The following is a 24,845-nucleotide window of genomic DNA, read 5'->3' as shown; positions in this document are numbered from 1 at the left end:
GAGAAGTTCTGGCAATAATAACAATAACTTACTTTTAACATTCTTTAATAGCCGCGACCGTATTGTGCCGGGTAAGAGATGTTGTCGCATCCTCTAATCGTCACTTACCAAAGGCGCGGAACCGATGAAGAATGTTTCTATTATTGGCAAATTTTTTGTACTGCTAGCATCTTTTGGCGTCTTTGGAATTGCCGTTGCTTACTATGCGGGAACACAGTTGCAGGCAGTCGACGACTCCTATAGCGGTGTGATCGACACGAATGCCAAGGCGGCATTGGTAATGGCGAGGGCCAACCGCTCCCTGCAGACCGCCCGCGCCGCTGTGGGCGATCTCATGATGTCCCGCAGCGATGAGATGAACAAGTCCGCGTTGACGGAGGTGGCGGAAGCCCGCGCTGGTTTTGTCGAATACATGAACAAGGCGATTCAGGCCTTGCCGGCAGACGCTGATCTCCCGGTTCTGCGGGCATCGGCCCTGAAGGCGGTGGATAAGGACTGCGGGTCCGTGATGGAATTCGCCGCGAAGGCGGTCTCGGAAGCCGACGTCAAAGTGTCGCAGGATCGCTACCTGAAGGATTGTCAGCCAAAGTTCCCTGGCCTTTCCAAGTCTTTCACCGCAAAAGCCACCAGCCTCACCAAGTCGGTCGACGATCGTTCGAACGAGCTCAGCGCGTTGTCCGTCTCGACGATGAGGAACACTTGGGCCATGATCCTTGCGGGCCTCGCCCTCGTTGGTGTCGCCGGCTTCTTCGGCGTGCGAGCCTGGCTGGTCAAGCCGATCAAGGAACTCGAAGGCACGATGGTCAGGCTGTCCGCTGGCGATCTCGCAGTAGAAGTGATGGGCATCGAGCGTCGTGACGAGATCGGCGCCATGTCTCGCTCTGTTCAAGTCTTCAAGGAGGCTGGTCTCGAGAACCGGCGACTGTCCGCTTCGGCCATCGAGGCCGAAAATGCCCAGATGGCGCAGCGTGACCGACAGTCGGCGCTGGACAACTCCAAGGCGGAGGATCTGAAGGCTTTTGTCATGGCGGTTGAGCAGGGCTTCAACGCTCTCGCCAACGGCGATCTGACGGTGCGGATGAACCGGGCGGTGGCGCCGGAGTTCGAGCCGATCCGCGTCAAGTTCAACGACAGTGTGACTTCCCTCGAGGCGACGATCGGCTCCGTGGTCACGGCGATCGGCGCGATCAGGGTCGGCCTCAGCGAAATCTCCGTTGCCTCCGGGGATCTGGCCCAGCGGACCGAGCAGCAGGCTGCCTCGCTCGAGGAAACGGTCGCGGCGCTCAGCGAGGTGACCGGCAAGGTGAACGAGAGTGCCACCGGCGCCAACCGCGCGCAGGCCTCCGCCGCTACGGCGCAGAAAAATGCCGAGAAGGGCGGCGAGATCGTCAGCCGCGCCATCGCGGCCATGGCGGAGATCGAGAAATCATCCGACGAGATCGGCAAGATCATCGGCGTCATCGACGAGATCGCCTTCCAGACCAACTTGCTGGCGCTCAACGCCGGTGTCGAGGCCGCCCGGGCGGGCGAAGCCGGTCGCGGCTTTGCTGTGGTCGCCCAGGAAGTGCGCGGGCTTGCCCAGCGTTCGGCGGAAGCCGCCAAGGAGATCAAGAACCTGATTTCCACCTCCACCACCCAGGTGACGCAGGGTGTCGAGCTGGTCACCGCCTCCGGCCGCTCGCTGGAGGAGATCGTGATGCAGGTCGGCGAAATGTCGAGCGTCGTCGCAGACATCGCCCGCAGCGCCCGCGAGCAGGCGGCTTCGCTGAAGGAGGTCTCGGTCGCCGCCGACCAGATGGACAAGGTTACCCAGCAGAACGCGGCGATGGTCGAGGAGACGACGGCCGCCGCGCAGAACCTGTCGACGGAGACCGAGGAACTCGCCGCCATGGTCGACCGCTTCAAGACCGCGGCCGTGCAGCAGTCGCGCCCGGCGCCGGTTGCCCGCCGCGCTCCCCCGGCCGCCAGCCCCAAGCCCGTCGTGCAGATGCGCAGCACCGGCACCGGGGGCGCCGCCGCCAAGCCGAGCGCTAGCGCTAACGCCAGTGCCGATAGCTGGGAAGAGTTCTGATCCGGAACCAAGGCGGACGTATAGTCCGGCTGTCCGCCCATCCGAACGGCCGTCGGGGATCCTCTTCCCGGCGGCCGCATGCCATTTTAGATCGGAGCGTCACTGCTCCTTTAGGCGCATCCGCCTACCAGCGTGGCGTCCCGTCGTTCGAAACGGCTGACTGAATACCTGGAGAGGTGGCCAAGCGGTGATAGCCGCGTGACAAGACTGCGCAATGTGCCATGTCTCAGGCGGCGCGCGGGTCTTCTATCTTACTGACATTACCAGGAAAAAATAGTGGTACGGTTGGGTGGGTTCGAACCACCGACCTCTGGAGCCACAATCCAACGCTCTAACCAACTGAGCTACAACCGCATGACGACGTCCGTCCGGGCGAGCCAATAAAATCTTTCCGCCTTTTGTGCAAGGGGCCAGCGTGATTCAGGCGTAAGGCGTATCGACTGAAAGGGGCTTTCCCGCCGTCCGACACCGGTTGCCGTCAGGTCGGCCGCACGAAGGCGGCCCGCGCCGCCTCGCAGGCGGGGCGGCAGTGGCAGCCCTCGATATGGTCGTTGACGAGGCCCATGGACTGCATGAAGGCATAGACCGTCGTGGGTCCGACGAAGCTGAAACCCTTTGCCTTCAAGGCCTTGGACAGGCGGGTCGAGGCCGGCGTCACCGGGTTGGCGCGGACCATAGCGGCGTCAACGACGGCGGGGCGCTCGTCGGGCTCGGGTTCGAACGACCAGACGAAGGCCGACAGCGCCACGCCCTCCGCCCGCATCGCCTGCACACGTCGGGCATTGTTGATCACTGAGAGTATTTTCGCGCGGTGTCGCACGATGCCGCCGTCCAGGAGGAGGCGCGCGACGTCCGTCTCGTCCATGCCGGCGACGGCGTCGACCTCGAAGCCATGAAAGGCGGCGCGAAACGCCTCGCGCTTGCGCAGGATGGTGATCCAGGAGAGGCCGGCCTGAAACCCTTCGAGGCAGATCTTCTCGAACAGCGCCCGCGCGTCGCCGACCGGCCGGCCCCATTCCGTATCGTGATAGCGGATGTAGTCCGCCGTGCCGCCGTGCCAGCGGCAGCGCCAGGTGCCGTCGGGGGCATCGGTCAGCCCTTCCGGAAGGGCGCCGGGCCCGTGCTCTGCCGGGCCTGCCGGGTCGTCGGACATCTCGCTCATGCGCTTTCATGGCGCCCGACTTCGCCGAGCGCAAGCCGGGCGTCGACAGGGCCCGCCGGAAGGCATAGCGCCGGCGGGCTGGTCCGGCCGTCGACCGGCCCGCGGAAGGCTGAGCCGGTCAGGCGGTGGGCAGCGGCGGGCGGCCGCAGGAATAGGTCTTCAGCCGGTATTTCGGATGGGTGGCGATCCATTCGGCGGCGACCGCCTGCCCGTAGAGGGTGCAGGACATCAGCGAGCCCTCGAAGGCGACGCGCTGGGGGCGGCAGGTGTTGGGATCGGCGTGGAGGCAGACGAGGAGGGTGAGGGCGATCATGGCAGGCTCCAGGAGCGCTCGCGCAGCGAGCAGCTCGCGCGAGCGGAAAGGAAGGAACCGGTGACGGGCCTTGCGGCCTCGTCGTCCGGCGGCGGCATGCCTCCCGATCCGTGGGTCTCGCCCCACCAGCTTGTTCGCGGGTCTGTTGCCCGCGCGCCCTGCATGCGCTGGGGGCGGCTAACCGCCCCGTCTCCCTCTCGTCGACTCGCGCATCTCTCCTGCGCCCAGCGTCGCGCTGCACTATGTTGCTGAACCACTTCCACCGCGCTTAACGCTTGAAAAATGGTCACCTCAAAGGCTTGCCTGCGGCTGGAGCAACATAGGTAACCAAAAAGGTAATCGAACGTCGTCGGAGATCAACGTCTAGCCGTGGGAAATTGAGCGGTGTGATGCGAAAGTCGCGATGTGGCCGTCGTGCCCTTGCGCCGGGGCGAGCCGCCTTGCATGAGGGGCGGCTGGCCTTGCCGGCGATCCCCGCGGAGTGCCCGATGCTGCGCTGCCTTGCCTTTCTCGCCGTGCTCTCCGCCGTGTCCGTGCTTGCCGGCGCGACGCGGCCGGCGCTTGCCGCACCGCCCGCCTCGCCCTTCGCCACCCCCGCCCTCGTCGAGGGTTTTGAGATGATCGCCTTCGGAGCCGAAATCCCCGGCCTCTTCGGTGGCGGGCGCTACATCAAGAAGTTCGTCGGGCCGGTCGCCTTCTTCATCGAGAACCATGCCGCTAAGGACCGCCGGCGCGAGGTGCGCAGCTTCGTCACCGGGTTGCCGCGCCAGATCACTGGGCTGCAGACGAGCATCGCGGCGTCGGCCGCCGAGGCGCGCTTCGTCGTCCACGTCGTCGACACCGCCGACTACCAGCGCATCGGCCGAAAAATCTTCCGCAACCCGTTCCGGCGGGTGCCCGGCAGCTGCCTGGTCCACGCAGATTACGGCCGGGCCGGCATCGTGCGGGCCGATGCGCTGATCGTCTCGGACGACGGCGAGCCGGCCTTCCGCCGCTGCCTGGTCGAGGAGGTGCTGCAGGGACTCGGGCCACTCGACGATTTCGACGGCGCGCCGGACAGCGTGTTCAACGACACGTCCACCGTCACCCGCTTCGGCCGCTACGACCGGATCATGCTGAACATGCTCTACGACGACCGGTTGACGCCCGGCATGAGCGCTGCGGCCGCGCGCCCGTTGCTGCCGGCGATCGCCGAGACCGTCCGCCGCCGCGTGCGGTGACCGCCGTCACCTGCCAGCGCCTCGCTGCGCTAAGCCTTTCTTAAGCATAACGAAATCCTTAGCCGGCGGATGCCAAGGCGGGGCGGGCGCGATTCATCTTTCGCTTGCCATTTCGGCGCAAGGTCGGGCCAAGGGGCAATCCGCCCCGGGCCCCTGACGGGCGCGCCCGCCGCAAGGCTTAGCCGCGCCTGCCCGCGACGAAGGATAGACCGTGCCGAACAGGCTTTTCGCACCCCTTGGCCTTGCCACCCTCCTGGCCCTCTCTCTTGCCACGCCGGCGGCCGCCCGCGACCGCGGCGTGCAGGTCTCCTCGGATCTTGCCGAGGAGTGGATCCTGCAGCTCAGCCCCGGCAGCGGCGTGGTGCCCGGCTACATCAAACCCGATCTCGCCAATCCCGGCGGCCTCTACGACACCCGTCGCGGCTATGCCGTGCGCGGCAGCTACGGCCTGCGCGACGGTGACGGCGTGCGCGTCGAGGGCCGCGCCCGCATCCGCTCGCGCGACATCAAGGACGGCCCGCTCTCGTTGCGCGACGAGAGGGGCGATGCCGATGGCGTGAGGATCCGCCGCACCGCCGCCATCACCGGTTCGGTCGTCTCGGCGCCCGCGCCCGGCCGCGCGATGAAAAAGGTCAGCTCGATCGACCCCGCTTATCTCCCGCAGCAGGTGAATTATCCCTCGGACAAGCCGGCGGGCACGGTGGTGATCGATACCTCGTCGAAATTCCTCTACCTCGTCGAGGCCGGCGGCACGGCGCGGCGCTATGGCGTCGGCGTCGGCAAGCCGGGCTTCGAATGGGCCGGCAGCCACACCGTGACGCAGAAGAAGGAATGGCCGACCTGGACGCCGCCCGCCCAGATGCGCGCGCGCGAGAAGAAGAAGGGCAAGATCCTGCCCGCGCAGATGAAGGGCGGCCCGCAGAACCCGCTCGGCGCCCGCGCGATGTATCTCGGCTCGACGCTCTACCGCATCCACGGCACCAACCAGCCCTGGTCGATCGGCAAGGCGGTCTCTTCCGGCTGCATCCGCATGCGCAACGAGGACGTCACCGACCTTTATTCGCGCGTTCCCGTGGGTACCAAGGTGATTGTGCTCTAGGGCGACCGGCGCCGAACTGCTCCACCGTTATGCGGAGGCCGAAGCTGCCGATCTCCCCCTCGGGTGGGGAGATCGGCAGATCCTTGAGGGGACCGGCAGCTTCGGCGGATCAGCTCTCTGCCCACCGGCCGTGCCCGAAACGCCACACTCCCCGTCGAACCCGCACACCGTCGATCACGGCTTGCGGAGCCAGCCCCCAGGCGGCCCATAGCCGCCTTGCCAGCTCGAGTTGCGCGGCTCACCATCACCGCCGCGCTGCCGCCTCGCATTCCGGCCGGCTCCACCCCCGGCGAACCACCACACCGCAGCACCGCCATGAGGAAACCCAGATGTCCAAAGCCTTCCGCCTCGCCCTGGCGCTCTCCGCCGGCCTCATCGGCGGCATGAGCCTGTCCGCGCCCGCCAGCGCCGAGAGCCGCTACTACGACCACGCCACCAATTCCTGGAAGTCGGCCGACCAGGCGCCGTCGCGCCGCATGTCGCAGTCGATGCGCAAGCCCGCCAAGCAGTTCATGCGCACGAGCGTGCGGATCGACACGGCCGAGGCGCCCGGCACCATCATCGTCGATAGCGAGCGGAAATTCCTCTATTACGTCAATGCCCCCGGCCGGGCGACGCGCTACGGCGTCGGCGTCGGCCGCGAAGGTTTCGGCTGGTCCGGAGACATGAAGGTCGGCCGCAAGGCGGAATGGCCGGGCTGGACCCCGCCGAAGGAGATGATCGTGCGCGAGGCCGCCAACGGCCACATCATCCCGCCCTACATGGAAGGCGGCCCGAACAACCCGCTGGGCGCCGCCGCCCTCTACCTCTACCGCAACGGCCAGGACTCCATCTTCCGCATCCACGGCACCAACCAGCCCTGGACCATCGGCCAGAACATGTCGTCGGGCTGCATCCGGATGATGAACGAAGACGTCCAGGACCTTTACGCGCGGGCGGGCAAGGGCACCAAGGTCGTGGTGATCGGTCCCGACGGCGCAGGCCGCCAGAGCATCTACCGCGAGGCCGGCCTGCTCAGCGGCGGACGCGGACTGCTGGACGCGATTTTCGGCGGGTGAGTTTGCCGAGCGCGGTTTGACGAGACGGGAGCCCGCCAGCGATGGCGGGCTTTTTCATGAGGATGGTGATGTCTTTTGTGCCGACCTCAAAGCTTTAGCTTTCGGCGAGCACCAGAAAATCAAACGCTTGCTGCGAAGCTACCGAGAGCAATCGCGCTTCCGCAGGGCCATCTAAAGATGGCAAATCCTGCGCAATGCAACTACTGCCTTACTAATCTCTTCCAACGATCTGAAAAATCGGGCATCCATCCCCCCGACGGAAACGGGCGGGGAATGATGCGTGGCGATCAAGTATAGCGCGGTAGCGATCACGGCCGTCATGGCGGTCATCGGCCTTTCGGCCTGCAAGCCGAACTCGTCCGACACCAATGCGGCGCCGGTTGTGGCGACGGCTTCATCCGAGGCAGATCAGCTCGCCGAAAAGCGCCGTGTCTATGTCGAAACCTACAACGACCTAATCGACCCCGCCTTTGGCGTCGGCTTCGTCGCCTCGGCCTATCGGGAACTCAACGTGCCCCAGGCCGACGCAAGTGCCACGATCTACTTTCCGACCTTCCTGAACCTCCCCTTGGCGATCGACCGTTTGAAAGAAGGCCGGGCGCTGCCCGGAACTGCGATGGCCGCCGCGGATGCCGCCGTCGATCAGCTGGTCTTGAAACTCCAAACGCTCGTGACCCAGCTGCAGGCCTTGGAGCCCTACTACAAGACGCGGGCCTACCGCGACGACCAGTTCGCCAAGGGCAAGGCCGCGCACGCCCCGCTGTTGAAGGCACTGGACGAGACGCAGGCGTCGCTCCAGGATTTCGATGCCGTGCTGCGTGAACAGGAGCGGACGCTCAATGCTGCGCGGATCGAAGCGCTCCGCAAGGGCGGCTTCGAAGGGGAGGCAAACTTCGTCGCCACGATGGCGGCGGGCGAGGCTTTCGTCCAAGCCGTCATTGTGGGCGACAAAGCCGAGGCCGATCGCTTGATGCCATCCCTCGAAGCCGCGGCAACCGCTCTGGCTGCATCGGGACCGACGGGCCCGGATGCCGCGCTCAACAAGACCAAATTCGCGATGGTCGCCGGCAACGGGACGTCGATGATCGGCGCGTGGCGTGACTACAAGGTCAGCGGAAACGACACGGACCGGGAACGCGTCGTCGCAGAATACAACAGTGCGGTCTCGTCGAGCCAGTTCATCCAGCTGCCAACGCCTTAGCGGCGACAGGAGCCAACGGTCTGCAAGTCCTGACATTTTCCGCGCAGAGCCCGATTCTGTCAGCCGATCCCCGACCCCGTATCTCTTGAGCCGGGGCAAACCAGAAGCGTCATATCATTCACAAGTGGAGGCCTATCCTTGCGTCGAACCATCCTTTCCCTCGCCGCGCTCTCGATGATCGCCTCGACAAGCCTTGCCGAAGCTCAGTCCAAGCCGAGCCTTGCGGAACGCCGCGCCATCGCAGCCTATGCGGAGGCGCAATATCCCTCGCTCCAGAAGAAGATCCAGCAGGCAGCAGGGTTCGACGTGCCGATCAACGTCGACTGGAACAGCCTCGCGCTCCCCGGCGACGCCGAGTATTACCCGCAGGACGATTACTTCGTGAAGACGATCTTCGGGCCGATCGAAGCCGCGCTGGCTCAGGTCACCAAGGACGACATGGGCAAATCCGCCCTGAAGCAGAGCCTCAAGGAGATCAAAGTCCACTATGAGGACGGTGACATCCCGGCGACTGCGTACGGCGACCGCGTCAAGTTCGACGGCGGCGTCCTGACGGTGAACTTCCGTCCCTACACCAACGCGGCCGATGTCGAGGATCGCACAAACGCCATTCTGAAGGTCCTCGAAGCGTCGCTTTGATACGCCTCTGATCGCTGTCGTCTGGCGCAAGATCGAGGGCGCTGGACGACATTCCCTCGTTTGCGGTCAACGGCACCGTGGAAGGCCTACAGCAGGCTCAGGGCGAAGGGGGTGGCCGATGGGCGACCCGTCGCCTCCTTAGTTGCCAGAGGCGGGCGCAGGTGCTGACGCCGGACTGGTGCTGGCGGTGTAAAGCACCGGCCAGTCTTCCGGCAGAGCCCCGCGGCATTCAGTCATGGCGGTAAGGGACACGAGGTGAAACACCGACCCGTCGAATGCCCATGACGAGGCGGACCCGCAATCACCGACGCCGCGGCCCTGATCGACGGCGGAAAGCGTCATCCCGTCCTCGTCCAGCGCCGCATTCACGAGGACGGTCTTGTCGTCGTCCGGTCCTGCGTTGACGTCGAAGTCCAGCAGCTTGGCGGGCGATCCCTCGAGCCAGAAGTGCCGTCCGACATTGTACGCTCCCTCGAAGACGCAGGAGCCGAAGATCCTGACGCCGCTCACCGCCTGGAAGGCGATGGGCTTGCGGTTGCTGTCACATTCGGGGCTTGCGCTTTCGATCCCCTCGGGCGGTTTCGGCGCGGGATCGAGTTCCGTCAACTTCACCGCCTGCACAGGCGCCGGGGGCTCCGGCAGCGCTGGCATGTCGGCAGGACCGAGCGCGCCGCGCGCCACCAGGGCCGAGACAGTGTCGGCCCGGCCCTGGCGATCGTCCATCGCGCGCAGGGCGGCGCTAAGGCCGCGAAGGGAGATGTGTGCGGGCTCGGCCATGGTATCCGAGGCCACGACGAGTTCTTCTGCGGGTAAAAGCGCCGCCAAGAACGGCAGCGCATCGGGGATCAAGGCCGAGGCGTAGCCGTCCTCGGCGCTGGCAGCGATCGCATCGATCCTTGGCGCACCCTTGGTACCCGTGACGGACAGGGTGAAGTCGTGCTTCTTCGCGACGTTTGCGACCGTGTCCGTTACGGCGACCAGTTTCACCTGGGGCACCGCATCCGGCTCGCCGCGCCGTGTTACCCTCAGATAGGCCGATCCGCCCGTGGCCTCCGCCGGCGGAAAGCCGACGGCGGTGCAGGTGGATAGGTTGTCGCAACCGACCACCCAATCTCCGAAGGTTCGGAGGGTGCCAATGCTGGACTCTTTCGGTCCCGCTGCCATAGCCGCCGTCGCGGGAACCATGAGAATGGCGGCGATCGAAAGGAGCCGAGTGGTCATGTGATTGGGTCCGCCCCGCTTCAACTGTCCTCGTCAACAGCACCCCAGCACGGACATCGAAAATCGAGGCCCGTCAAGGTTGGGTCAGAGGACGGCTTGCCCGATGTTCATCGCATCTCCTCGTCAGGCCGACGAGGACTGGGTTCAGATATCGGTGCCTGTCGGATCAGCGGCGTGATGGGGTAGAGCTTTCTTTCGAAAGGCGCATGGGCCAAACTGAGCTGTCGCCAGGGTCCGCGACCTTTGCAGCCCTAAACGTCCATTCCCTCACACCCCCGCCGGCCGCTCCCCGCCATACGCCCAGTCCAGCAGCTCCACCGTGTGCACCACCGGCACGTCCGTCCCCGAGCCGATCTGCGTCATGCAGCCGATATTGCCCGTCGCGATCACCTCTGGGGCCACCTTGGCGATGTTGGCGAGCTTACGGTCGCGGAGCGTGCGGGCGATCTCGGGCTGGAGGATGTTGTAGGTGCCGGCCGAGCCGCAGCAGAGATGGCCCTCCGGCACGTCGCTGACGGCAAAGCCCGCGGCGCGCAGCAGCGCCTGCGGGATTTTGGTGATCTTCTGCCCGTGCTGCATCGAGCAGGCCGAGTGGTAGGCGAGTTTCAGGCCGGTGGCATGGACCGGGGCGGGGAGGGGCAAGGCGGCGAGGAACTCGGTGACGTCCTTCGCCAGCGCCGAGACCTTCGCCGCCTTGTCGGCATAGGCGGGGTCGAGGCGCAGCATGTGGCCATAGTCCTTGATCGTCGTGCCGCAGCCCGACGTCGTGACGATGATGGCGTCGAGCCCGCCCTCCTCGATCGCCCGCGTCCAGGCGTCGACATTCTGGCGGGCGAAGTCGAGGGCTTGGGCCTCGCGGCCGAGATGATGCACCAGCGCCCCGCAGCAGCCCTCGCCTTTCGGCACCACCACCGTCACGCCGAGCCGGGCGAGGAGGCGCACCGTCGCGGCGTTGATGCCGGGGTCGAGCACCTGCTGCGCGCAGCCCGACAAGAGCGCCACGCGCCGGCCGGTCTGGGCGATCGGCGCGGGGATCGTGCCGGCTGAGGCTGAGGCTGCGGTGGGGAAGACAGCCGCGGGCGCTGCGGCTCTCGCCTGTGCGAGTGTGGCCTGACTTTCGCCTGCCGACCCGGGCGTAGCCGGTCCCGCAACAGACGGCGCGACTCGGTGCCCGGCTGCCGCGGCCTTGGCCGGAAGCCGGGCGGGCGCGAGGCGCAGCATGGCGGCGAGCGGCTTCAACGGCCCGGCGCGGTCGAAGAGCGGCGCGAGCGGTTTGGCGAGGCCCGCCAGTTTCAGGCTCCAGCGAAACCGCCGGGGATAGGGCAGCGTCATCGCCAGCACGGCGCGGATGGCCCGGTCGACCGGCGGGCGCTGGTAGGTCTTCTCGATATGAGCGCGGGCGTGGTCGACGAGGTGCATGTAGTTCACGCCCGAGGGGCACGTGGTCATGCAGGCGAGGCAGGAGAGGCAGCGGTCGATGTGCTTGACCACCGTCGCATCCGCCGGCCGGTCGTTCTCCAGCATGTCCTTGATAAGGTAGATCCGCCCGCGCGGTGAATCCAGCTCGTTGCCGAGGGTGACGTAGGTCGGGCACGTCGCCGTGCAGAAGCCGCAATGCACGCATTTGCGGATGATCCCCTCGGCATGGGCGGTCTCGGGATCGGCGCGCTGGGCGGGGGAGAAGTGCGTCTGCATGGGAGCCTGCCGGAAGTCGGGAAGGAAAACGCGAAGGGCGGGACTGTGCCGGCTGGGCCGGCGCTAGCCCATCCGGCCGGGATTAAGGATGCCGGCGGGGTCGAACTGCTGGCGCAGGCGCTGGGCGAGCGCAGCCAGCGGCGCCGGCTGCGGCTGGAACACTTCGGTCGCCGCGCGCACGCTCTCGTTAGCGCGCACGAGGAAGGCGTGGCCGCCGCCGTGCCGGGCGAGCGCCGCGCGCACGAGCGCTGCCTCCGGCGCGTCTTCCATCTTCAGCCAGACCAGTCCGCCTTGCCAGTCGTAGAAGGCGTCGACCGCCGCGTGCATGCGCAAGCTCATCACCACGGCATGGCCCTCGCTCGGCGTGCAGGAGATCCGCCAGACCGGCTTCGCCGTCCCGTCGCAGAACGGCCTGATATCGCGGACGTCCCGCCACAGCGCGGCCGACGCCGCCCCGTCCAGGGTCTCGACGGGGCCGACCTTGCCGAGCGCCGCGCCGAGATGGGCAGCGCGGGCGGCGACCGAGGGGCCGAAGCCGTCGAGCCGGATCAGCGTCGCCGCGTCGTCGCCAAGCACCCCGTCCGCCACCCGCCCGGCGACATAGGCCGGCAGGTGCGCGGCGCCCGAGACCTCAGCGGGCGAGCCCATCGCCGCCGCCATCGCCTGCGCGGCGTCCGCATCGCTGAGCCCACGCAGCACCAGAGTGCTCTCGGCCTCGCTCTTCGGCAGCACCTTCACCGTGATGTCGGTCATCACCGCCAGCGTGCCGTAGGAGCCGGTGAGCCCCTTCGAGAGGTCGTAGCCGGTGACGTTCTTCACCACGCGCCCGCCGGACTTGAAGATCTCGGCCCGGCCGGAGACGGCGGAAACTCCCAGCACATGGTCGCGCGCCGCGCCTTGCTTCAGCCTCCGCGGGCCGGAGAGATTGCAGGCGACGACGCCGCCGAGTGTGCCTTGTCCAGCGGGAAGCCCGAGCAAAGGCCCGTAGTCCGGCGGCTCGAACTCCAGCCGCTGGCGGTTCTCGTCGAGCAGCGCTTCGATCTCGGCGATGCCGGTGCCGGCGCGGGCCGAGAGCACCAGCTCGTCCGGCTCGTACAGCGTCACGCCTTTCAGCTCGGCCAGCGACAGCGTCCGCGCCGCCTGCACCGGCCGCCCAAGCCCGCGCTTCGAGCCGGTGCCCTCGACCGCCAGCGGCGCGCCGTCCGCCACGGCATCGGCGACGGCGTCGCGCACGTCTTCGGCGGAGCGGGGGTGGAGGATGTCGCTGCGGAGGGTTTCGGCCATGCTCATGCGCGCGGGGTGCCCCGATAGAGGTCGCCGAGCCGCAGCGAGACGCCGAACTCTGGCAAGGAAATCACGTCGTCGGCCAAGCGGAATACTTCGCCGCGCCAGCCGCTGCTGCGCGACCACAGCTCCAGGCAAATGTCGCTCTGGGAGATGATCAGCACATGCGCGCAGGTCGGCGCCTCGGCGTAGCGTGCGCGCTTCAGGCTGATGAACTCGGCCGTGTTCGATTCCGAAAGAACTTCGGCAGCGAGGTAGAAGGCGGTGGCATAGCGGATGTCCTCGATCTCGGCGTCGAGGATGGCGACATCGGGGATCGGCCGGAATTTTTCCCGGCCCTCCAGACGGATGCCGACCTCGTGCATGGCGAAGAGATCCGGCCGGTGGACGTCGAGTCCATCGTTCAGCCGGCGGGCGAGATTGGCCGCAATGCGCTGATGGACCAGCGTCGGGGGCGCCATCATGAACGGTTCTCCGTCGATCAGCTGCCAGCGCTCCTCCTCCGGCCGCCCTTCCAGAAAGCGGTGGAACTCGGCCTCGTCGAAATCGTGCTTCAGGGCTTGCTGGACCGTCATCGCGCCCTCCTCAGAACCGCGGCAGCTCGGGAAACGCCGTCTTTCCCCGGTGCACGTGCATCCGCCCGAGCTCGGCGCAGCGGTGCAGCAGCGGAAACACCTTGCCGGGATTCAGCAGGTGCTTGGCGTCGAAGGCGCACTTCACCCGCTGCTGGTGCTTCAGGTCGTCCTCGCTGAACATTTCCGGCATCAGGTCGCGCTTCTCGACGCCGACGCCGTGCTCGCCGGTCAGGACGCCGCCGACCTTGACGCAAAGGCGCAGGATGTCGTTGCCGAACTCCTCGGCCGCTTCCAGCTCGCCCGGCTGGTTGGCGTCGTAGAGGATCAGCGGGTGCAGGTTGCCGTCGCCGGCGTGGAAGACGTTGGCGACGCGCAGGCCATGCGTTTCTGACAACTGCTTCATGCCCGCCAGCACTTCGGGCAGCGCTTTGCGCGGGATGGTGCCGTCCATGCAGTAATAGTCCGGCGAAATCCGCCCGACCGCGGGAAACGCCGCCTTGCGCCCCGCCCAGAAGACGGCGCGCTCTTCGTCGGAAGTGGAGACCTTGGCGGAAGAACAGCCATTGGCGCGGGCGATCCCCTCGACCTCGGCGAGGAGATGGTCGACCTCCGCTTTCGGCCCATCCAGCTCGACGATCAACAGCGCCTCGACGTCGCGGGGATAGCCGGCATGGACGAAGTCTTCCGCCGCGTTGATCGCCGGCCGGTCCATCATTTCCATGCCGCCGGGGATGATGCCCTTGGCGATGATCGCGGCGACGCAGGCGCCCGCCTGTTCGCTCGAAGGAAAGCCGATCAGCACGGCCCGCGCCGTCTCGGGCGCCTGCAGGATGCGCACCGTCACCTCGGTGACGACGCCGAGCAGGCCCTCCGAGCCCGTCATCAGGCCGAGCAGGTCGTAGCCCTCCGAATCCAGGTGCTTGCCACCGAGCCGGATCACCTCGCCCTCGATGGTGACGAACTCGATGCCGAGGACGTTCGTCGCCGTCAGCCCGTATTTCAGGCTGTGCACGCCGCCGGAGTTTTCGGCGACGTTGCCGCCGATCGAGCAGGCGATCTGCGAAGACGGGTCAGGGGCATAATAGAAGCCGCGGTGCTCGACCGCGCGGGTGATGCCGAGATTGGTCACGCCCGGCTGCACCACGGCGCAGCGGTTGTCGAAGTCGACGTCGAGCACCTTGTTGAAGCGCGACAGCACCAGCAGCACCCCGTCCTCGAGCGGCAGCGCGCCGCCCGACAGCGAGGTGCCCGAGCCGCGCGGCACGACGGGAATGCCCTCGGCGTGGCAGTAGGCGAGTACGGCGGCGACTTGCCGCACCGTCTCCGGCAGCACCACGACCAGCGGCAGCTGGCGGTAGGCGGTGAGGCCGTCGCTCTCGAACGGGCGCATCTCATGCAGGCTGTCGACGACGCCCTCGCCGGGGACGATCGCCTGCAGCGCTGCGACGATCGCCGCCCGCCGCCCGAGGATCTCGGCACTCGGCTTCGGCATCAGAACGGCCATTCAATCCTCCCAGATCAATGCCAGCGGGCCCGCGGTCTGGTGCGACCCTACCGCGCTTCCCGGTCAACTGGTATCCCAGTCGCTGTACTTCACCCTAGCATGTGCTATCCCTCGCCGTCAGCGTCTTGGAAAAGTTCTAATTCCCGTTTGTGATGCAAGGGGATGGGATGGCAGGGAAGGTCAGGCATGAGCACGCACCAAGGTGAGAGAACATCGGTCGGCCTGTTCGTCACCTGCCTCGTCGACCTGTTCCGCCCGAGCGTCGGCTTTGCCGCGCTGAAACTCCTGGAAGATGCCGGCTGCACGGTCACCGTTCCGCAGAGCCAGACCTGCTGCGGTCAGCCGACTTATAATTCCGGCGACCGCGCCGACACCCGCGCCATCGCCGAACAGGTCATCGCCGCCTTCGAGGGCTTCGACTACGTCGTCGCGCCCTCCGGCTCCTGCGCCGCCATGCTGAAGAAGCACTATCCCGAGCTCTTCGCCGGCGACGCCGCCTGGGAGCGCCGCGCCGACGCCTTTGCCGAAAAAGTGTTCGAGCTAGTCAGCTTCCTCACCGATGTCCGTGGCGTCACCGCGGTCGACGTCGCCATCACCGGCACCTTCACCTATCACGACTCCTGCTCGGGCCTGCGCGAGCTCGGCGTCCACGACCAGCCGCGGATGCTGCTCGCCAGCGTCGAGGGCCTGAAGCTTGCCGAACTGCGCGACGCCAACGTCTGCTGCGGCTTCGGCGGCACGTTCTGCGTGAAGTTTCCCGACATCTCCAACGCTATCGTCACCAAGAAGGCGAAGGCGATCGAGGAGAGCGGCGCCGACATGTTGCTCGCCGGCGATCTCGGCTGCCTCATGAACATGGACGGCAAGCTGAAGCGCCGCGGCGTCGTGATGGAGGTCCGCCACGTCGCCGAGGTGCTGGCGGGCATGATCGACGCCCCGCCGATCGGCGGCCGGCTGTGAACGGCTGCGTCTTGCGCTTTGCCGCGCCCTATTTCCTCCGCAACCCCGATGCGACGTTGGACTGAGCCATGCAGATCACTTCCCATGCCTTCAAGTCGAACTCCGTCACCGCGCTGGCCAATCCGGACCTGCAGCGGGCGATGGGCAATGTCGAGCAGGGCTTCATCGGCAAGCGGCAGAAGGCGGTCGATGCGCTGCCGGAGTTCGATGCCCTCAGAGACAGCGCGGTGGCGATCAAGCAGCACACGCTGAAACATCTCGACCTCTATATCGAGGCCTATGCGGCGAAGGTTGAGGCGGCCGGGGGCACCGTGCATTTCGCCGAGGATGCCGACCATGCGAAGGCGATCTTCCTCGCCATCGCCCGGCGGCGCGGGGCGAAGACCGTCACCAAGGGCAAGACCATGGTGTCGGAGGAGATCGGCCTCAACGCCTTCCTCGAGGCGAACGGCATCGTCCCGGTCGAGACCGATCTCGGCGAATACATCATCCAGCTCAGGGGCGAGCATCCGAGCCACATCATCGCGCCGGCGGTGCACCTGACGCGCGAGCAGGTCGAAGCCGACTTCCGCCGCGTCCATACCCATCTCGACCCCTTGCGCAACCTCACCGAGCCGGTGACGCTGCTGTCGGAGGCGCGCACCATCCTGCGCCAGAAATACGCCGAAGCCGACATCGGCGTCACCGGCGCGAACTTTCTCATCGCCGAGACCGGCTCCTCAGTGATCGTCACCAATGAGGGCAATGGCGACCTGACGCAGCTGCTCGGCAAGTGCCACGTCGTCTTCGCCTCGATCGAGAAGATGGTGCCGACGCTCGAGGATACCGCGCAGATCTTGCGCGTTCTGGCCCGTTCCGCGACGGGGCAGGAATCCACCGTTTACGCCACGTTCTCGACCGGCCCGAAGCGGGCGGAGGATGTCGACGGGCCGGAGGAATACCACGTCATCCTCCTCGACAATGGCCGCTCGGCGATGCTCGGCACCGAGTTCGAGGACATGCTGCGCTGTATCCGCTGCGGCGCCTGCATGAACCATTGCCCGGTCTACCACGCGGTCGGCGGCCACACCTACGGCTCGGTCTATCCCGGCCCGATGGGCGCGGTGCTGACGCCCGGCCTCTCCGGCATCGACAAGGCCGGCAACCTGCCGAACGCCTCGACCTTCTGCGGCCGCTGTGAATCCGTCTGCCCGATGCACATCCCGCTGCCGAAGATGATGCGGCACTGGCGCGAGAAGGAGTTCGAGCAGCACCTGCAGCCGAAGGCAGCCCGCTCCGGTCTTGGCGTCTGGGCTTTCACGGCAAGGCGGCCGGCGCTCTACCGCACGCTCGTCTCCTTCGCGATGCCGATCCTCTCGGCGATGGCGGGGGCCAAGCGGCGCTTCGCCGCTCTGCCGCTCGCCGGCGGCTGGACGAAATGGCGCGATCTGCCGGCGCCGGAAGGGCGCACCTTCCTGCAGCAGGTCCGGCAAGGCGAGCGCCCGGCGGTCTCGGCCCGCGGCACGGTCCTGCCCAAGGCGCGGCTGCCGATCGCCGCGGCCAAGGCGGCGGCTGCGCGCGCCGCCGCGGCTGAAGCGCTGGACGCGGCGACCACCGCGGCGAAGGCGGCTGCGACAGCGGCGGCGGCCGCCACCAGCGGCACGGGAGCCTCGGCATGAGCGGCTCGGCGCGCGAGGCCATGCTGTTGCGCATCCGCCACGCCAATGGCGGGCGGCCGCGCGATCCCGAGCGGCAGGCCGCCGTCGACGCGCGCCTTGCCGGCGCACCGATCGGCGTCATCCCCGCCCGCGGCCAGCTCGATGCCGCCGGCCGCAAGGCGATGTTCCAGATGATGGCGGAGGCGGCGAGCGCGACCATCGCTGAGGTCGAGGGTTACGCCGACGTGCCCAAAGCCGTCGCCGATTATCTGCGCCTCAATAATTTTCCCGCGACGATCCGCATGGGCAGCGATCCGAGGCTCGCCGAGGGCGACTACGCCGACACCGCGCTGACCGTCGCGTACGGTCCCAGCGCCGGCGACGACCTCAACGGCCTGTCGCATGCCGAGGGCGGCATCGCCGAGACCGGCACGCTGATGCTCCTCTCCGGTCCCGACAACCCGACGACGCTGAACTTCCTGCCGGAGAACCACATCGTAGTGCTCAAGGCCGATGCCATCGTCGGCGGCATGGAGGCGCTCTGGCCGCTCGTCCGGGCGCGGCAAGGCAAGGGCGAGATGCCACGCTCGGTCAATTTCATCACCGGCCCCTCGCGGTCGGCCGACATCGAGCAGAAGCTGCTGCTCGGCGCCCATGGGCCGCGGGCCCTGCACATCATCCTCGTGGGATAGGACGGATCCGCGTCCTTCGCAGGACGTCTGGGACGGCTGGTCGACCCCTGCTTGGCCGCCAAGCGTCGTGTTAACGCACGGGGGACGCGGTTTCCTTGTGACCTTGGTCGGAGCAGCGTCAACCGCCGAGGAGGCGACCGGAACGCACGACGTGTTGCCGGCCAGCGCCGTCAGCGGCTGGCGAAACGCCGGCGCATCTCAGCCACAAGCGCCGCCTCGGCCGGGTCGCGCGTTGCCTTCGCCATCACGAGACAGGCCTCCGAGGCGAGGATCAGGCCATCGTCGAGAATTTTCAACGCGTTCGCCCGCAGCGTCGAGCCGGTGGAGGTGATGTCGACGATAATGTCGGCGGACCCTGCCGCAGGCGCACCCTCGGTGGCGCCAAGGCTCTCCACGATGCGGTAGCTCTGGATCCCGTGACGGCGGGTGAAAAACTCTTGCGTCAGCCGTTGGTACTTCGTCGCGATCCGGAGGCGCCGGTGGTGCTTCTGGCGAAAGCTCGCTGCGACATCGCCGAGATCCTCCATCCGGTCGACGTCGACCCAGGCCTCCGGCACGGCGACGATGACGTCGGCCTGGCCAAAGCCAAGCCGCGCGATGATCTCGGCCTTCTGGTCCGCGTCCGCGATCGTCTCGCGCACCAGGTCCTCGCCGGTGACGCCGAAGGCAATGCTGCCGCTGGCCAGCTCGCGGGCGATCTCCGAGGCCGAGAGCAGGACGACGTCCAGCCCCTCGATGCCGGAGACGCTGGTGCGGTAGCTGCGGGCATCCTCAGCGCCGGCGATCTCGATGCCGGCGGCGGCCAGCGCTGCGACCGCGTCCTCCTTCATCCGGCCCTTGGACGGGATGGCGAGCGTCAGTGTCATGCGGCCTCTCCTGCATCGGGGGCGAGCGCGGCGATGCGGTCGAGCCAGAGCGAAAAGCCGACCGCGGGGATCGGCACGGTGGCGCCGAGATAGGTCAGCAGCCGGTCGTATCGCCCGCCGCCGACCAGCGGCTGGGCAGCCCCCGGCGCCCGGATCTCGAACACCATGCCGGTGTAGTAGTCGATCGCTCGGCCGAAAGCCGCGCGGTAGCGCACCGCGGAGAGATCGACGCCCGCTTCTGCCAGAGCGAGGTTGCGCTGCTCGAACACGGTGAGCGCAGCGCCGAGCTCGATGCCGCTCTCCGCCGACAGGCCCCGCAACAGCCGCGAGGCGTCGGACAGCGGGCAGTCGATCGACAGGAAGCGGCGCAGCAGCTGCAGCGAGCTCTCCGAGAGGCGCGCCTCGGCGACCGCCACCTTCTCGATCAGCCGCGCGGCGATCTCGGCCGGCGTCCGGCTCGCCGAGGGCGACAGCCCGCCCGCCTCCATCCGTGCCCGCACCGCCTGGATCAGGCCCACCATGTCGCGGTTCTTGGCGAGCGCGTGGAGATCGGCGGCGAGGCCCTGCAGCGCCTGCCCGTCGTGCCGGGCGAGATCGCCGAGCGCAGCGCCCAGCAGCGTATCGTCGCCGAAGGTGCGCACCAGCCGGCGCTGCCAGCCATCGGGCAGGCCGAGCGCGGCAAGGAACGCCTCGAACAGGCCCTGGTCACCCAGAACGATGTCGAGCGGCACGGGACCTGCCGCAGTCTCGAGCCCGGCCAGCGCGTCGGCCAGCGCCCGCGCATCGGCGCGCGCCCGGTCGGGATCGCCGAGGTCCTCGATGCCGGCCTGGCGGAACTCCGAGCCCTCCGCCCGCATCTGCCGGAAGACGAGGCCGATATAGGCATAGCGCCGCGGCAGCGCCGCGCCCTCGGCTATGTGCGAGAGGCAGACGGGTATGGTGAAGTCGGGCCGCAGGCACAGCGTCTCCCCGCTCTCGCCGCGGGTGAGGAAGATGCGCCGTCGCAGAGCCTCGCCGGCGGTGTCGAGATAGGGGTCCGCCGGCTGGATGACCGGCACCGTCACGGCAAAGGTCGAGCGCGCGGCGAAAAGGTTCTCGAGGGCGACATCCATCGCCGGGGGCACGGACGGAGCCATCGCGTCAGTCCTCGGTGGAGACGCGCCCATCGGCATCGTCGCCGTGGGCCGCGCCCTCGCCAAGACGGTCCGCCGCTTGCGCGGCGAGAATCGCCTGCACCGTCGCCAGTAGCTCGGCCTCGGGCACCGTCACCTGCGCCGGGCGCGTCGCCCGCCAGGTGGCGTTGTCGGCGATGGTCTCGGAGATCCGCTTGCCCTCGACGAGGTCCTTCACCTGCACCATGCCGGCGGCCTTCTCGTCGCCGCCCTGGATCACCACCAGCGGCGCGTTGCGGCTGTCGGCATAGGCCAGCTGCTTGCCGAACTGCTTCGGATTGCCCTGGAACATCTCGACGGGCACGACGGGCCCAATGAACTGGCCGTCCGCGTCCTTGGGGTTCAGGCCGTCGCGCAGCAGCGTCGTCAGGCCCTGGTAGTCGGCCAACCGGTCGCGGTCCATCACGGTCACGACGACCGGGCCGCCGCGGTCCTCGCTGCCGAGGCGGCCGAGGTTCTTCAGCGCCGTCATCAGCCGGGAAACGCCGATCGAGAAGCCGGTCGCCGGCACCGCTTCGCCGCGGAAGCGCGCGATCAGCCCGTCATAGCGCCCACCGCCGCCGACCGAGCCGAACTGGACCTTCTGGCCCTTTTCATTGGTGACGTCGAACAGCAGTTCGGCCTCGTAGACCGGGCCGGTATAGTATTCGAGGCCGCGCACGACCGAGGTGTCGATCAGGACGCGCGCATCGTCATAGCCGCCGGCCCGGCACATCGACCGAATCTGCTCGAGCTCGCCGAGCCCTTCGGCCACCCGCGCATTCTCGCCGAAGGCCTCGCGGGCCTTGGCGATGCGCACGGAGCCCGGACCTTCGGCATCCACCGCCTCGGCGGCAAGACCGGTGATGTCGAACAGCCGCAGCACCCGGTCGATGCTATCCGCATCCAGCTCGGCGCCCTTGGTGAAGTCGCCCTTGCCGCCGCTGTCGTCGAGCCTGCCCTTGCCGAGCAGCTCGCGCACGCCGGCGATGCCGAACTTGTCGAGCTTATCGAGCGCGCGGAGCACGGTCAGCCGCCGCCCGGCATTCTCGTCGCCGCCGAGGCCGATCGCCTCGAGCACGCCGTCGAGCACTTTCCGGTTGTTGACCCGGATGACATAGTCACCGCGGGCGATGCCGAGCGCTTCCATCACGTCGGCCATCATCATGCACATCTCGGCGTCCGCCGCGACGGAGGGCGCGCCGACCGAGTCGGCATCGAACTGCATGAACTGGCGGAAGCGGCCAGGGCCCGGCTTCTCGTTGCGGAAGACGTAGCCAGCGCGGTAGCTGCGATAGGGTTTCGGCAGCGCGTCGAAATTCTCGGCGACATAGCGGGCGAGCGGCGCGGTGAGGTCGTAGCGCAGGCTAAGCCACTGCTCGTCGTCGTCCTGCAGCGAAAACACGCCCTCGTTCGGGCGGTCGCTGTCAGGCAGGAATTTCCCGAGCGCATCGGTGTACTCGAAGAACGGCGTCTCGACCGGCTCGAAGCCGTAGCGCTCATAGACGCTCTTGATGACGCCGAGCATCTTCTCCTGCGCCCGCAGATCGTCCGGACCACGGTCGCCGAACCCGCGCGGCTGCCGCGCCTTCACCTTGATGGGCTTGGAAGCCATGTTCTGCCGCCTGAAACGCGCGTCGATCCGCTACCCTCGCGGGGAGGGCAGGCGATCGCCTGGTTGCTGAATGTGCTGGGGGCTTAGCCGATAGGCGGCGGAGGGACAAGCGGAAGGGGAAAGGCGGGCCGAAGGTGGCACTGCCGGCAGAGGCAGGGAGACCCGAAGGTGCCGGCCTGTCAATTTCGTCATCCCGGCCTTGAGCCGGGATCTATTCCTCGGCGTGTCCGCCGTGGTCCGTGTCAGGAATGTCCACCCTCGCGGCTGTCGGCGGCGATTTGGAATGGATCCCGGGTCAAGCCCGGGATGACGATGCGTCGGCATTGGCGTCCGCACTTCGTCTCTGAGGTGCGTCGACCCTAGTTGTTCGGGCCGTCGATCCGGCTCGGCTGTACCGGGTCGGACGCGGGGAACGTGTCGTCGACGGCGTCGTCCCGGCTTTCTTCCTTGGTCATTTTCCGCTCCTGGTCGCCGGGCGTCGGCTTGTCGTCGCGCATCGGCTGGGCGGGCGGGGTCTTCTTGATGTCGTCGGTCATGTCGATCTCCTTGGGTGTCGGCACAGCAACGACGATCGGTCATGCCTGTTCCCGCTCCAGCAGCGCAGCGGGCGAACAGACCGGCGATACCTGCGGCGATCATCGGTCCGGCGCCGGACCCACGTCTTTCGCCGTCACACCTCCCGCTGCAACGCCTCGATCGCCTCGTCGAGCTCGAACACCGGCGGGCGGTCGAGCAGGCGTCCGAGCTGCTGCTTGACCTCTTCGCGGACGCCGCGCGTCTCGTCGAGGATCGTCTTGGTGCGAAGGAAGTCGAGCACGCCGTAGCGGGAGACCGGCGGCCGGAACAGGAGGTCGGGCGGGTCGATCAGGAGTTTTGTCTCGATGATCGACTGCTGCATCAGCTGCGAAGCGCCGATCATTGCTTCGACGGGGGTCGGCAGTTTCTCGGCGTCGCCCTCGGGCCCGCCATTGACGTCGACGGCGACGATCACCTCCGCCGCGTCGCGCAGCTGGTCGAAGGGGAGGGGATTGTAGATGCCGCCGTCCACCAGCACGAGGCCATCGCGCCGCACCGGGCGGAACACGGCCGGCAGAGCCGCCGAGGCCGCGAGCGCGCTCATCAGGTCGCCGGTGCGGATCGCCAGCGCCCGCCGGGCGTAGAAGTCCGTCGCCATCACCGTCGTCGGGATCTCGAGGGCGTCGAAGTCGATGTGCATCGCCGGCGGCAGGAAGGCGCCAAGCACCCGCCGTGCGTTAAGCTGGCCAAGGCGAAAGCCGCCATCGGCCCAGAAGTCGGCGAGCGTCGGCGGGCGCGTCGCCCAGAGCCTGCCGGCCAGGAGACGGGGACTGGCAAAGCTTGCCAGTGCGAAATCTTCGATCTCCGCCCCCGACATGCCGGAGGCATAGGCCGCCCCGAAGATCGCGCCGATTGACGAACCGGCGATGTGCGCCGGCTTTATGCCGAGTTCGTCAAAGGTCGAGAGCACGTGGATGTGCGCGAGGCCCCGCGCCCCGCCGCCCCCCAGCGCGAGGCCGATGCGGCGGGGTTTTGCCATTGTCAGGCGCCGGCGGGGCCGACGGTGACGACGGTCGGGTCGGCCGACAGCAGCTTCTGGCCCATGCGCTTGACGTCGTCGAGCGTGACGGCGTCGATCAGGCCCTGGCGCTTTTCGATGTAGTCGATGCCGAGATTGTCGAGCTGGATGCCGACGAGGGTGGAAGCGATCGACAGCGAGGAGTCGAGGTTCTGGATGGCGTAGGAGCCCTTCACGAAGGACTTCGCCTTGTCGAGCTCGGCCTGCGTCGGGCCCTCATCGGCCATGCGCTTCATCTCCTTGCGGATGATGTCGATCGATTCCTGCGCCTTGTCGGCCCGGGTCGCGGTCGAGGCGCCGAGCACGGCGGCATGGTCATAGGAGGCGAGGAAGGAGTTCGCGCCGTAGGCAAGGCCCCGCTTCTCGCGGACTTCCTGGTAAAGCCGCGAGGAGAACGAGCCGCCGCCAAGGATGTGGTTCATCAGATAGGCCGCGAAGAAGTCCTTGTCGTCGCGCTTGATGCCCGGCAGCGCGAACTGGATCGTCGTCTGCGGCACATCGAGCGTCACCGCCGCGGTCTTGCCGGTCACCGGCACGGCGTCAGCGATGACGGGGAGCGTCGCCTTGGCCGGCAGCGCGCCGAACACCTCGTCGAGCTGCTTGCCGAGTTCCGTCGCATCGATCGCCCCGACGACGCCGACGACGAGGTTGTCCTTGGCGAAGCCGTTCTTGCGGAAGTTCTCGAGATCGGCCTTCTCGACCTTGTTCAGCGTCTCGACGGTGCCGTCGCTCGGCCGGCTGTAGGGGTGTCCGGGGAAAACCGCGCCGCGCCAGGCCTTAGAGGCGAGCTGGCCCGGATCGTTCTCGTTGGCGATGATGCCGGTCTCGATCTGGCCCCGGATCCGCGCCACCGGCTCGTCGTCGAAGCGCGGCTCGTTGACCGAGAGACGGAGCAGGTTGAAGGCCTCGGACTCGTTCTCCACGAGCGTCCGGAACGAGCCGGAGAAATTGTCGTAGCTCGCGGTGTAGGACAGGCTGACGCCGAGATTGTCGAGCTTCTCCTGGAAGCTACGGCTGTCGATGTCGCCGGCGCCCTCGTCGAGCAGGCCCGACATGAGGTTTCCGGTGCCGTCCTTGCCCTCGGCATCGGCGGTCGAGCCGGCGCCCTTGAACGAGAAGTTCACGGCGATCAGCGGGTTGGTGTAGTCCTCGACAAGCAGCGCCTTGATGCCGCCCGGGCTGGTCACCTGCTTGATTTCGACGGCCTCAGCCGGCGAAAGCGCAAAGAAGGAGAGGCCGGCGGTGAGGGCGAGCGCGGCGATCGGGCGTAGCGTGATCTGCGTCATGT

At 67.5% G+C, this 24,845-nt stretch carries 22 protein-coding genes and 1 tRNA gene; 9 read left to right on the top strand and 14 right to left on the bottom strand.

Annotated elements, in window-relative coordinates; all coding sequences use genetic code 11:
- Positions 1–217: 217 nt before the first annotated feature.
- Positions 218–2,071 carry a methyl-accepting chemotaxis protein gene (locus ACZLZQ_RS01975; RefSeq protein WP_472947886.1) on the top strand — a complete coding sequence of 618 codons (1,854 nt, stop codon included), beginning with the start codon at positions 218–220 and terminating at the stop codon, positions 2,069–2,071.
- Between the two features lie 277 nt (positions 2,072–2,348).
- Here ACZLZQ_RS01975 and ACZLZQ_RS01970 read toward each other — a convergent pair.
- The 3 genes from ACZLZQ_RS01970 to ACZLZQ_RS01960 all read right to left on the bottom strand — a co-directional run bounded on the left by ACZLZQ_RS01970 (position 2,349) and on the right by ACZLZQ_RS01960 (position 3,546).
- Positions 2,349–2,425, bottom strand: a tRNA-His gene (locus tag ACZLZQ_RS01970).
- Positions 2,426–2,549: 124 nt separating this feature from the next.
- Positions 2,550–3,224, bottom strand: coding sequence for a DNA-3-methyladenine glycosylase I (locus tag ACZLZQ_RS01965; protein WP_472948426.1), 675 nt, complete (start codon positions 3,222–3,224; stop codon positions 2,550–2,552).
- Between the two features lie 127 nt (positions 3,225–3,351).
- The gene (locus ACZLZQ_RS01960) at positions 3,352–3,546 is read right to left on the bottom strand and encodes a hypothetical protein (protein WP_472947885.1); all 195 of its coding nucleotides are present in this window, start codon (positions 3,544–3,546) and stop codon (positions 3,352–3,354) included.
- Between the two features lie 488 nt (positions 3,547–4,034).
- Here ACZLZQ_RS01960 and ACZLZQ_RS01955 point away from each other — a divergent pair, with 488 nt between their 5' ends.
- The 5 genes from ACZLZQ_RS01955 to ACZLZQ_RS01935 all read left to right on the top strand — a co-directional run bounded on the left by ACZLZQ_RS01955 (position 4,035) and on the right by ACZLZQ_RS01935 (position 8,763).
- Positions 4,035–4,766 carry a DUF2927 domain-containing protein gene (locus ACZLZQ_RS01955; protein ID WP_472947884.1) on the top strand — a complete coding sequence of 244 codons (732 nt, stop codon included), beginning with the start codon at positions 4,035–4,037 and terminating at the stop codon, positions 4,764–4,766.
- Positions 4,767–4,977: 211 nt separating this feature from the next.
- Positions 4,978–5,865: a L,D-transpeptidase gene (locus tag ACZLZQ_RS01950; protein WP_472947883.1), complete on the top strand. Its 888-nt coding sequence runs from the start codon at positions 4,978–4,980 to the stop codon at positions 5,863–5,865.
- Between the two features lie 476 nt (positions 5,866–6,341).
- Positions 6,342–6,923, top strand: coding sequence for a L,D-transpeptidase (locus tag ACZLZQ_RS01945; protein ID WP_472932403.1), 582 nt, complete (start codon positions 6,342–6,344; stop codon positions 6,921–6,923).
- A 280-nt stretch (positions 6,924–7,203) separates the two neighbouring features.
- Positions 7,204–8,124 carry a DUF3829 domain-containing protein gene (locus ACZLZQ_RS01940; RefSeq protein ID WP_472947882.1) on the top strand — a complete coding sequence of 307 codons (921 nt, stop codon included), beginning with the start codon at positions 7,204–7,206 and terminating at the stop codon, positions 8,122–8,124.
- A gap of 138 nt (positions 8,125–8,262) precedes the next feature.
- Positions 8,263–8,763 (top strand): hypothetical protein, encoded by a 501-nt coding sequence (locus ACZLZQ_RS01935; RefSeq protein WP_472947881.1) that lies wholly within the window; start codon positions 8,263–8,265, stop codon positions 8,761–8,763.
- A gap of 138 nt (positions 8,764–8,901) precedes the next feature.
- Here the strand turns inward: ACZLZQ_RS01935 and ACZLZQ_RS01930 are convergent, their stop codons facing one another.
- The 5 genes from ACZLZQ_RS01930 to ACZLZQ_RS01910 form a co-directional block, all read right to left on the bottom strand.
- Complete coding sequence (locus ACZLZQ_RS01930; protein WP_472947880.1) at positions 8,902–9,984, bottom strand: DUF1176 domain-containing protein; 1,083 nt, start codon at positions 9,982–9,984, stop codon at positions 8,902–8,904.
- Between the two features lie 267 nt (positions 9,985–10,251).
- Positions 10,252–11,679, bottom strand: a complete 1,428-nt coding sequence (locus ACZLZQ_RS01925) for a heterodisulfide reductase-related iron-sulfur binding cluster (RefSeq protein ID WP_472947879.1) — start codon at positions 11,677–11,679, stop codon at positions 10,252–10,254.
- 63 nt (positions 11,680–11,742) lie between these two features.
- Positions 11,743–12,963 carry a glycolate oxidase subunit GlcE gene (gene glcE / locus ACZLZQ_RS01920; protein WP_472947878.1) on the bottom strand — a complete coding sequence of 407 codons (1,221 nt, stop codon included), beginning with the start codon at positions 12,961–12,963 and terminating at the stop codon, positions 11,743–11,745.
- A 2-nt stretch (positions 12,964–12,965) separates the two neighbouring features.
- On the bottom strand, positions 12,966–13,538 hold the full coding sequence (locus tag ACZLZQ_RS01915; RefSeq protein WP_472947877.1) for a Uma2 family endonuclease: 573 nt from the start codon (positions 13,536–13,538) through the stop codon (positions 12,966–12,968).
- Between the two features lie 10 nt (positions 13,539–13,548).
- Positions 13,549–15,042 (bottom strand): FAD-linked oxidase C-terminal domain-containing protein, encoded by a 1,494-nt coding sequence (locus ACZLZQ_RS01910; protein WP_472947876.1) that lies wholly within the window; start codon positions 15,040–15,042, stop codon positions 13,549–13,551.
- Positions 15,043–15,228: 186 nt separating this feature from the next.
- Here ACZLZQ_RS01910 and ACZLZQ_RS01905 point away from each other — a divergent pair, with 186 nt between their 5' ends.
- The 3 genes from ACZLZQ_RS01905 to ACZLZQ_RS01895 all read left to right on the top strand — a co-directional run bounded on the left by ACZLZQ_RS01905 (position 15,229) and on the right by ACZLZQ_RS01895 (position 18,331).
- The gene (locus ACZLZQ_RS01905; protein ID WP_472947875.1) at positions 15,229–16,002 is read left to right on the top strand and encodes a (Fe-S)-binding protein; all 774 of its coding nucleotides are present in this window, start codon (positions 15,229–15,231) and stop codon (positions 16,000–16,002) included.
- Between the two features lie 68 nt (positions 16,003–16,070).
- Entirely contained in the window at positions 16,071–17,660 is a 1,590-nt protein-coding gene (locus ACZLZQ_RS01900; RefSeq protein WP_472947874.1) for a LutB/LldF family L-lactate oxidation iron-sulfur protein, read from the top strand.
- Positions 17,657–18,331 (top strand): LutC/YkgG family protein, encoded by a 675-nt coding sequence (locus ACZLZQ_RS01895; RefSeq protein ID WP_472947873.1) that lies wholly within the window; start codon positions 17,657–17,659, stop codon positions 18,329–18,331. The genes ACZLZQ_RS01900 and ACZLZQ_RS01895 overlap by 4 nt, the downstream gene beginning before the upstream one ends.
- Positions 18,332–18,501: 170 nt before the next feature.
- Here the strand turns inward: ACZLZQ_RS01895 and hisG are convergent, their stop codons facing one another.
- From hisG to ACZLZQ_RS01865, 6 genes are all read right to left on the bottom strand, one after another.
- Complete coding sequence (gene hisG / locus ACZLZQ_RS01890) at positions 18,502–19,197, bottom strand: ATP phosphoribosyltransferase (RefSeq protein WP_472947872.1); 696 nt, start codon at positions 19,195–19,197, stop codon at positions 18,502–18,504.
- Positions 19,194–20,333: an ATP phosphoribosyltransferase regulatory subunit gene (locus ACZLZQ_RS01885; protein WP_472947870.1), complete on the bottom strand. Its 1,140-nt coding sequence runs from the start codon at positions 20,331–20,333 to the stop codon at positions 19,194–19,196. Before ACZLZQ_RS01885 ends, hisG begins: the two co-directional genes overlap by 4 nt.
- A 4-nt stretch (positions 20,334–20,337) precedes the next feature.
- Positions 20,338–21,963, bottom strand: coding sequence for a histidine--tRNA ligase (gene hisS / locus ACZLZQ_RS01880; RefSeq protein WP_472947869.1), 1,626 nt, complete (start codon positions 21,961–21,963; stop codon positions 20,338–20,340).
- 359 nt (positions 21,964–22,322) lie between these two features.
- The gene (locus tag ACZLZQ_RS01875) at positions 22,323–22,499 is read right to left on the bottom strand and encodes a hypothetical protein (protein WP_472932244.1); all 177 of its coding nucleotides are present in this window, start codon (positions 22,497–22,499) and stop codon (positions 22,323–22,325) included.
- Between the two features lie 134 nt (positions 22,500–22,633).
- On the bottom strand, positions 22,634–23,518 hold the full coding sequence (locus ACZLZQ_RS01870; RefSeq protein WP_472932245.1) for a patatin-like phospholipase family protein: 885 nt from the start codon (positions 23,516–23,518) through the stop codon (positions 22,634–22,636).
- Between the two features lie 2 nt (positions 23,519–23,520).
- Entirely contained in the window at positions 23,521–24,843 is a 1,323-nt protein-coding gene (locus ACZLZQ_RS01865; RefSeq protein ID WP_472947868.1) for a M16 family metallopeptidase, read from the bottom strand.
- Between the last annotated feature and the right edge of the window lie 2 nt (positions 24,844–24,845).

The sequence above is a fragment of the Mesocryomonas lacus genome (genome assembly GCF_055730105.2).
Note: the sequence above shows the minus strand (reverse complement) of the source record. Positions and strands in the feature narration are given on the sequence as shown.

Excerpts from the sequence above, each read along its gene's own strand:
- ACZLZQ_RS01965 (WP_472948426.1), bottom strand. The coding sequence starts at position 3,224 with ATGTCCGACGACCCGGCAGGCCCGGCAGAGCACGGGCCCGGCGCCCTT.
- ACZLZQ_RS01960 (WP_472947885.1), bottom strand. The coding sequence starts at position 3,546 with ATGATCGCCCTCACCCTCCTCGTCTGCCTCCACGCCGATCCCAACACC.
- ACZLZQ_RS01955 (WP_472947884.1), top strand. The coding sequence starts at position 4,035 with ATGCTGCGCTGCCTTGCCTTTCTCGCCGTGCTCTCCGCCGTGTCCGTG.
- ACZLZQ_RS01945 (WP_472932403.1), top strand. The coding sequence starts at position 6,342 with ATGTCGCAGTCGATGCGCAAGCCCGCCAAGCAGTTCATGCGCACGAGC.
- ACZLZQ_RS01930 (WP_472947880.1), bottom strand. The coding sequence starts at position 9,984 with ATGACCACTCGGCTCCTTTCGATCGCCGCCATTCTCATGGTTCCCGCG.
- ACZLZQ_RS01925 (WP_472947879.1), bottom strand. The coding sequence starts at position 11,679 with ATGCAGACGCACTTCTCCCCCGCCCAGCGCGCCGATCCCGAGACCGCC.
- glcE (WP_472947878.1), bottom strand. The coding sequence starts at position 12,963 with ATGGCCGAAACCCTCCGCAGCGACATCCTCCACCCCCGCTCCGCCGAA.
- ACZLZQ_RS01915 (WP_472947877.1), bottom strand. The coding sequence starts at position 13,538 with ATGACGGTCCAGCAAGCCCTGAAGCACGATTTCGACGAGGCCGAGTTC.
- ACZLZQ_RS01910 (WP_472947876.1), bottom strand. The coding sequence starts at position 15,042 with ATGGCCGTTCTGATGCCGAAGCCGAGTGCCGAGATCCTCGGGCGGCGG.
- ACZLZQ_RS01905 (WP_472947875.1), top strand. The coding sequence starts at position 15,229 with ATGAGCACGCACCAAGGTGAGAGAACATCGGTCGGCCTGTTCGTCACC.
- ACZLZQ_RS01900 (WP_472947874.1), top strand. The coding sequence starts at position 16,071 with ATGCAGATCACTTCCCATGCCTTCAAGTCGAACTCCGTCACCGCGCTG.
- ACZLZQ_RS01895 (WP_472947873.1), top strand. The coding sequence starts at position 17,657 with ATGAGCGGCTCGGCGCGCGAGGCCATGCTGTTGCGCATCCGCCACGCC.
- hisG (WP_472947872.1), bottom strand. The coding sequence starts at position 19,197 with ATGACACTGACGCTCGCCATCCCGTCCAAGGGCCGGATGAAGGAGGAC.
- ACZLZQ_RS01885 (WP_472947870.1), bottom strand. The coding sequence starts at position 20,333 with ATGGCTCCGTCCGTGCCCCCGGCGATGGATGTCGCCCTCGAGAACCTT.
- hisS (WP_472947869.1), bottom strand. The coding sequence starts at position 21,963 with ATGGCTTCCAAGCCCATCAAGGTGAAGGCGCGGCAGCCGCGCGGGTTC.
- ACZLZQ_RS01875 (WP_472932244.1), bottom strand. The coding sequence starts at position 22,499 with ATGACCGACGACATCAAGAAGACCCCGCCCGCCCAGCCGATGCGCGAC.
- ACZLZQ_RS01870 (WP_472932245.1), bottom strand. The coding sequence starts at position 23,518 with ATGGCAAAACCCCGCCGCATCGGCCTCGCGCTGGGGGGCGGCGGGGCG.
- ACZLZQ_RS01865 (WP_472947868.1), bottom strand. The coding sequence starts at position 24,843 with ATGACGCAGATCACGCTACGCCCGATCGCCGCGCTCGCCCTCACCGCC.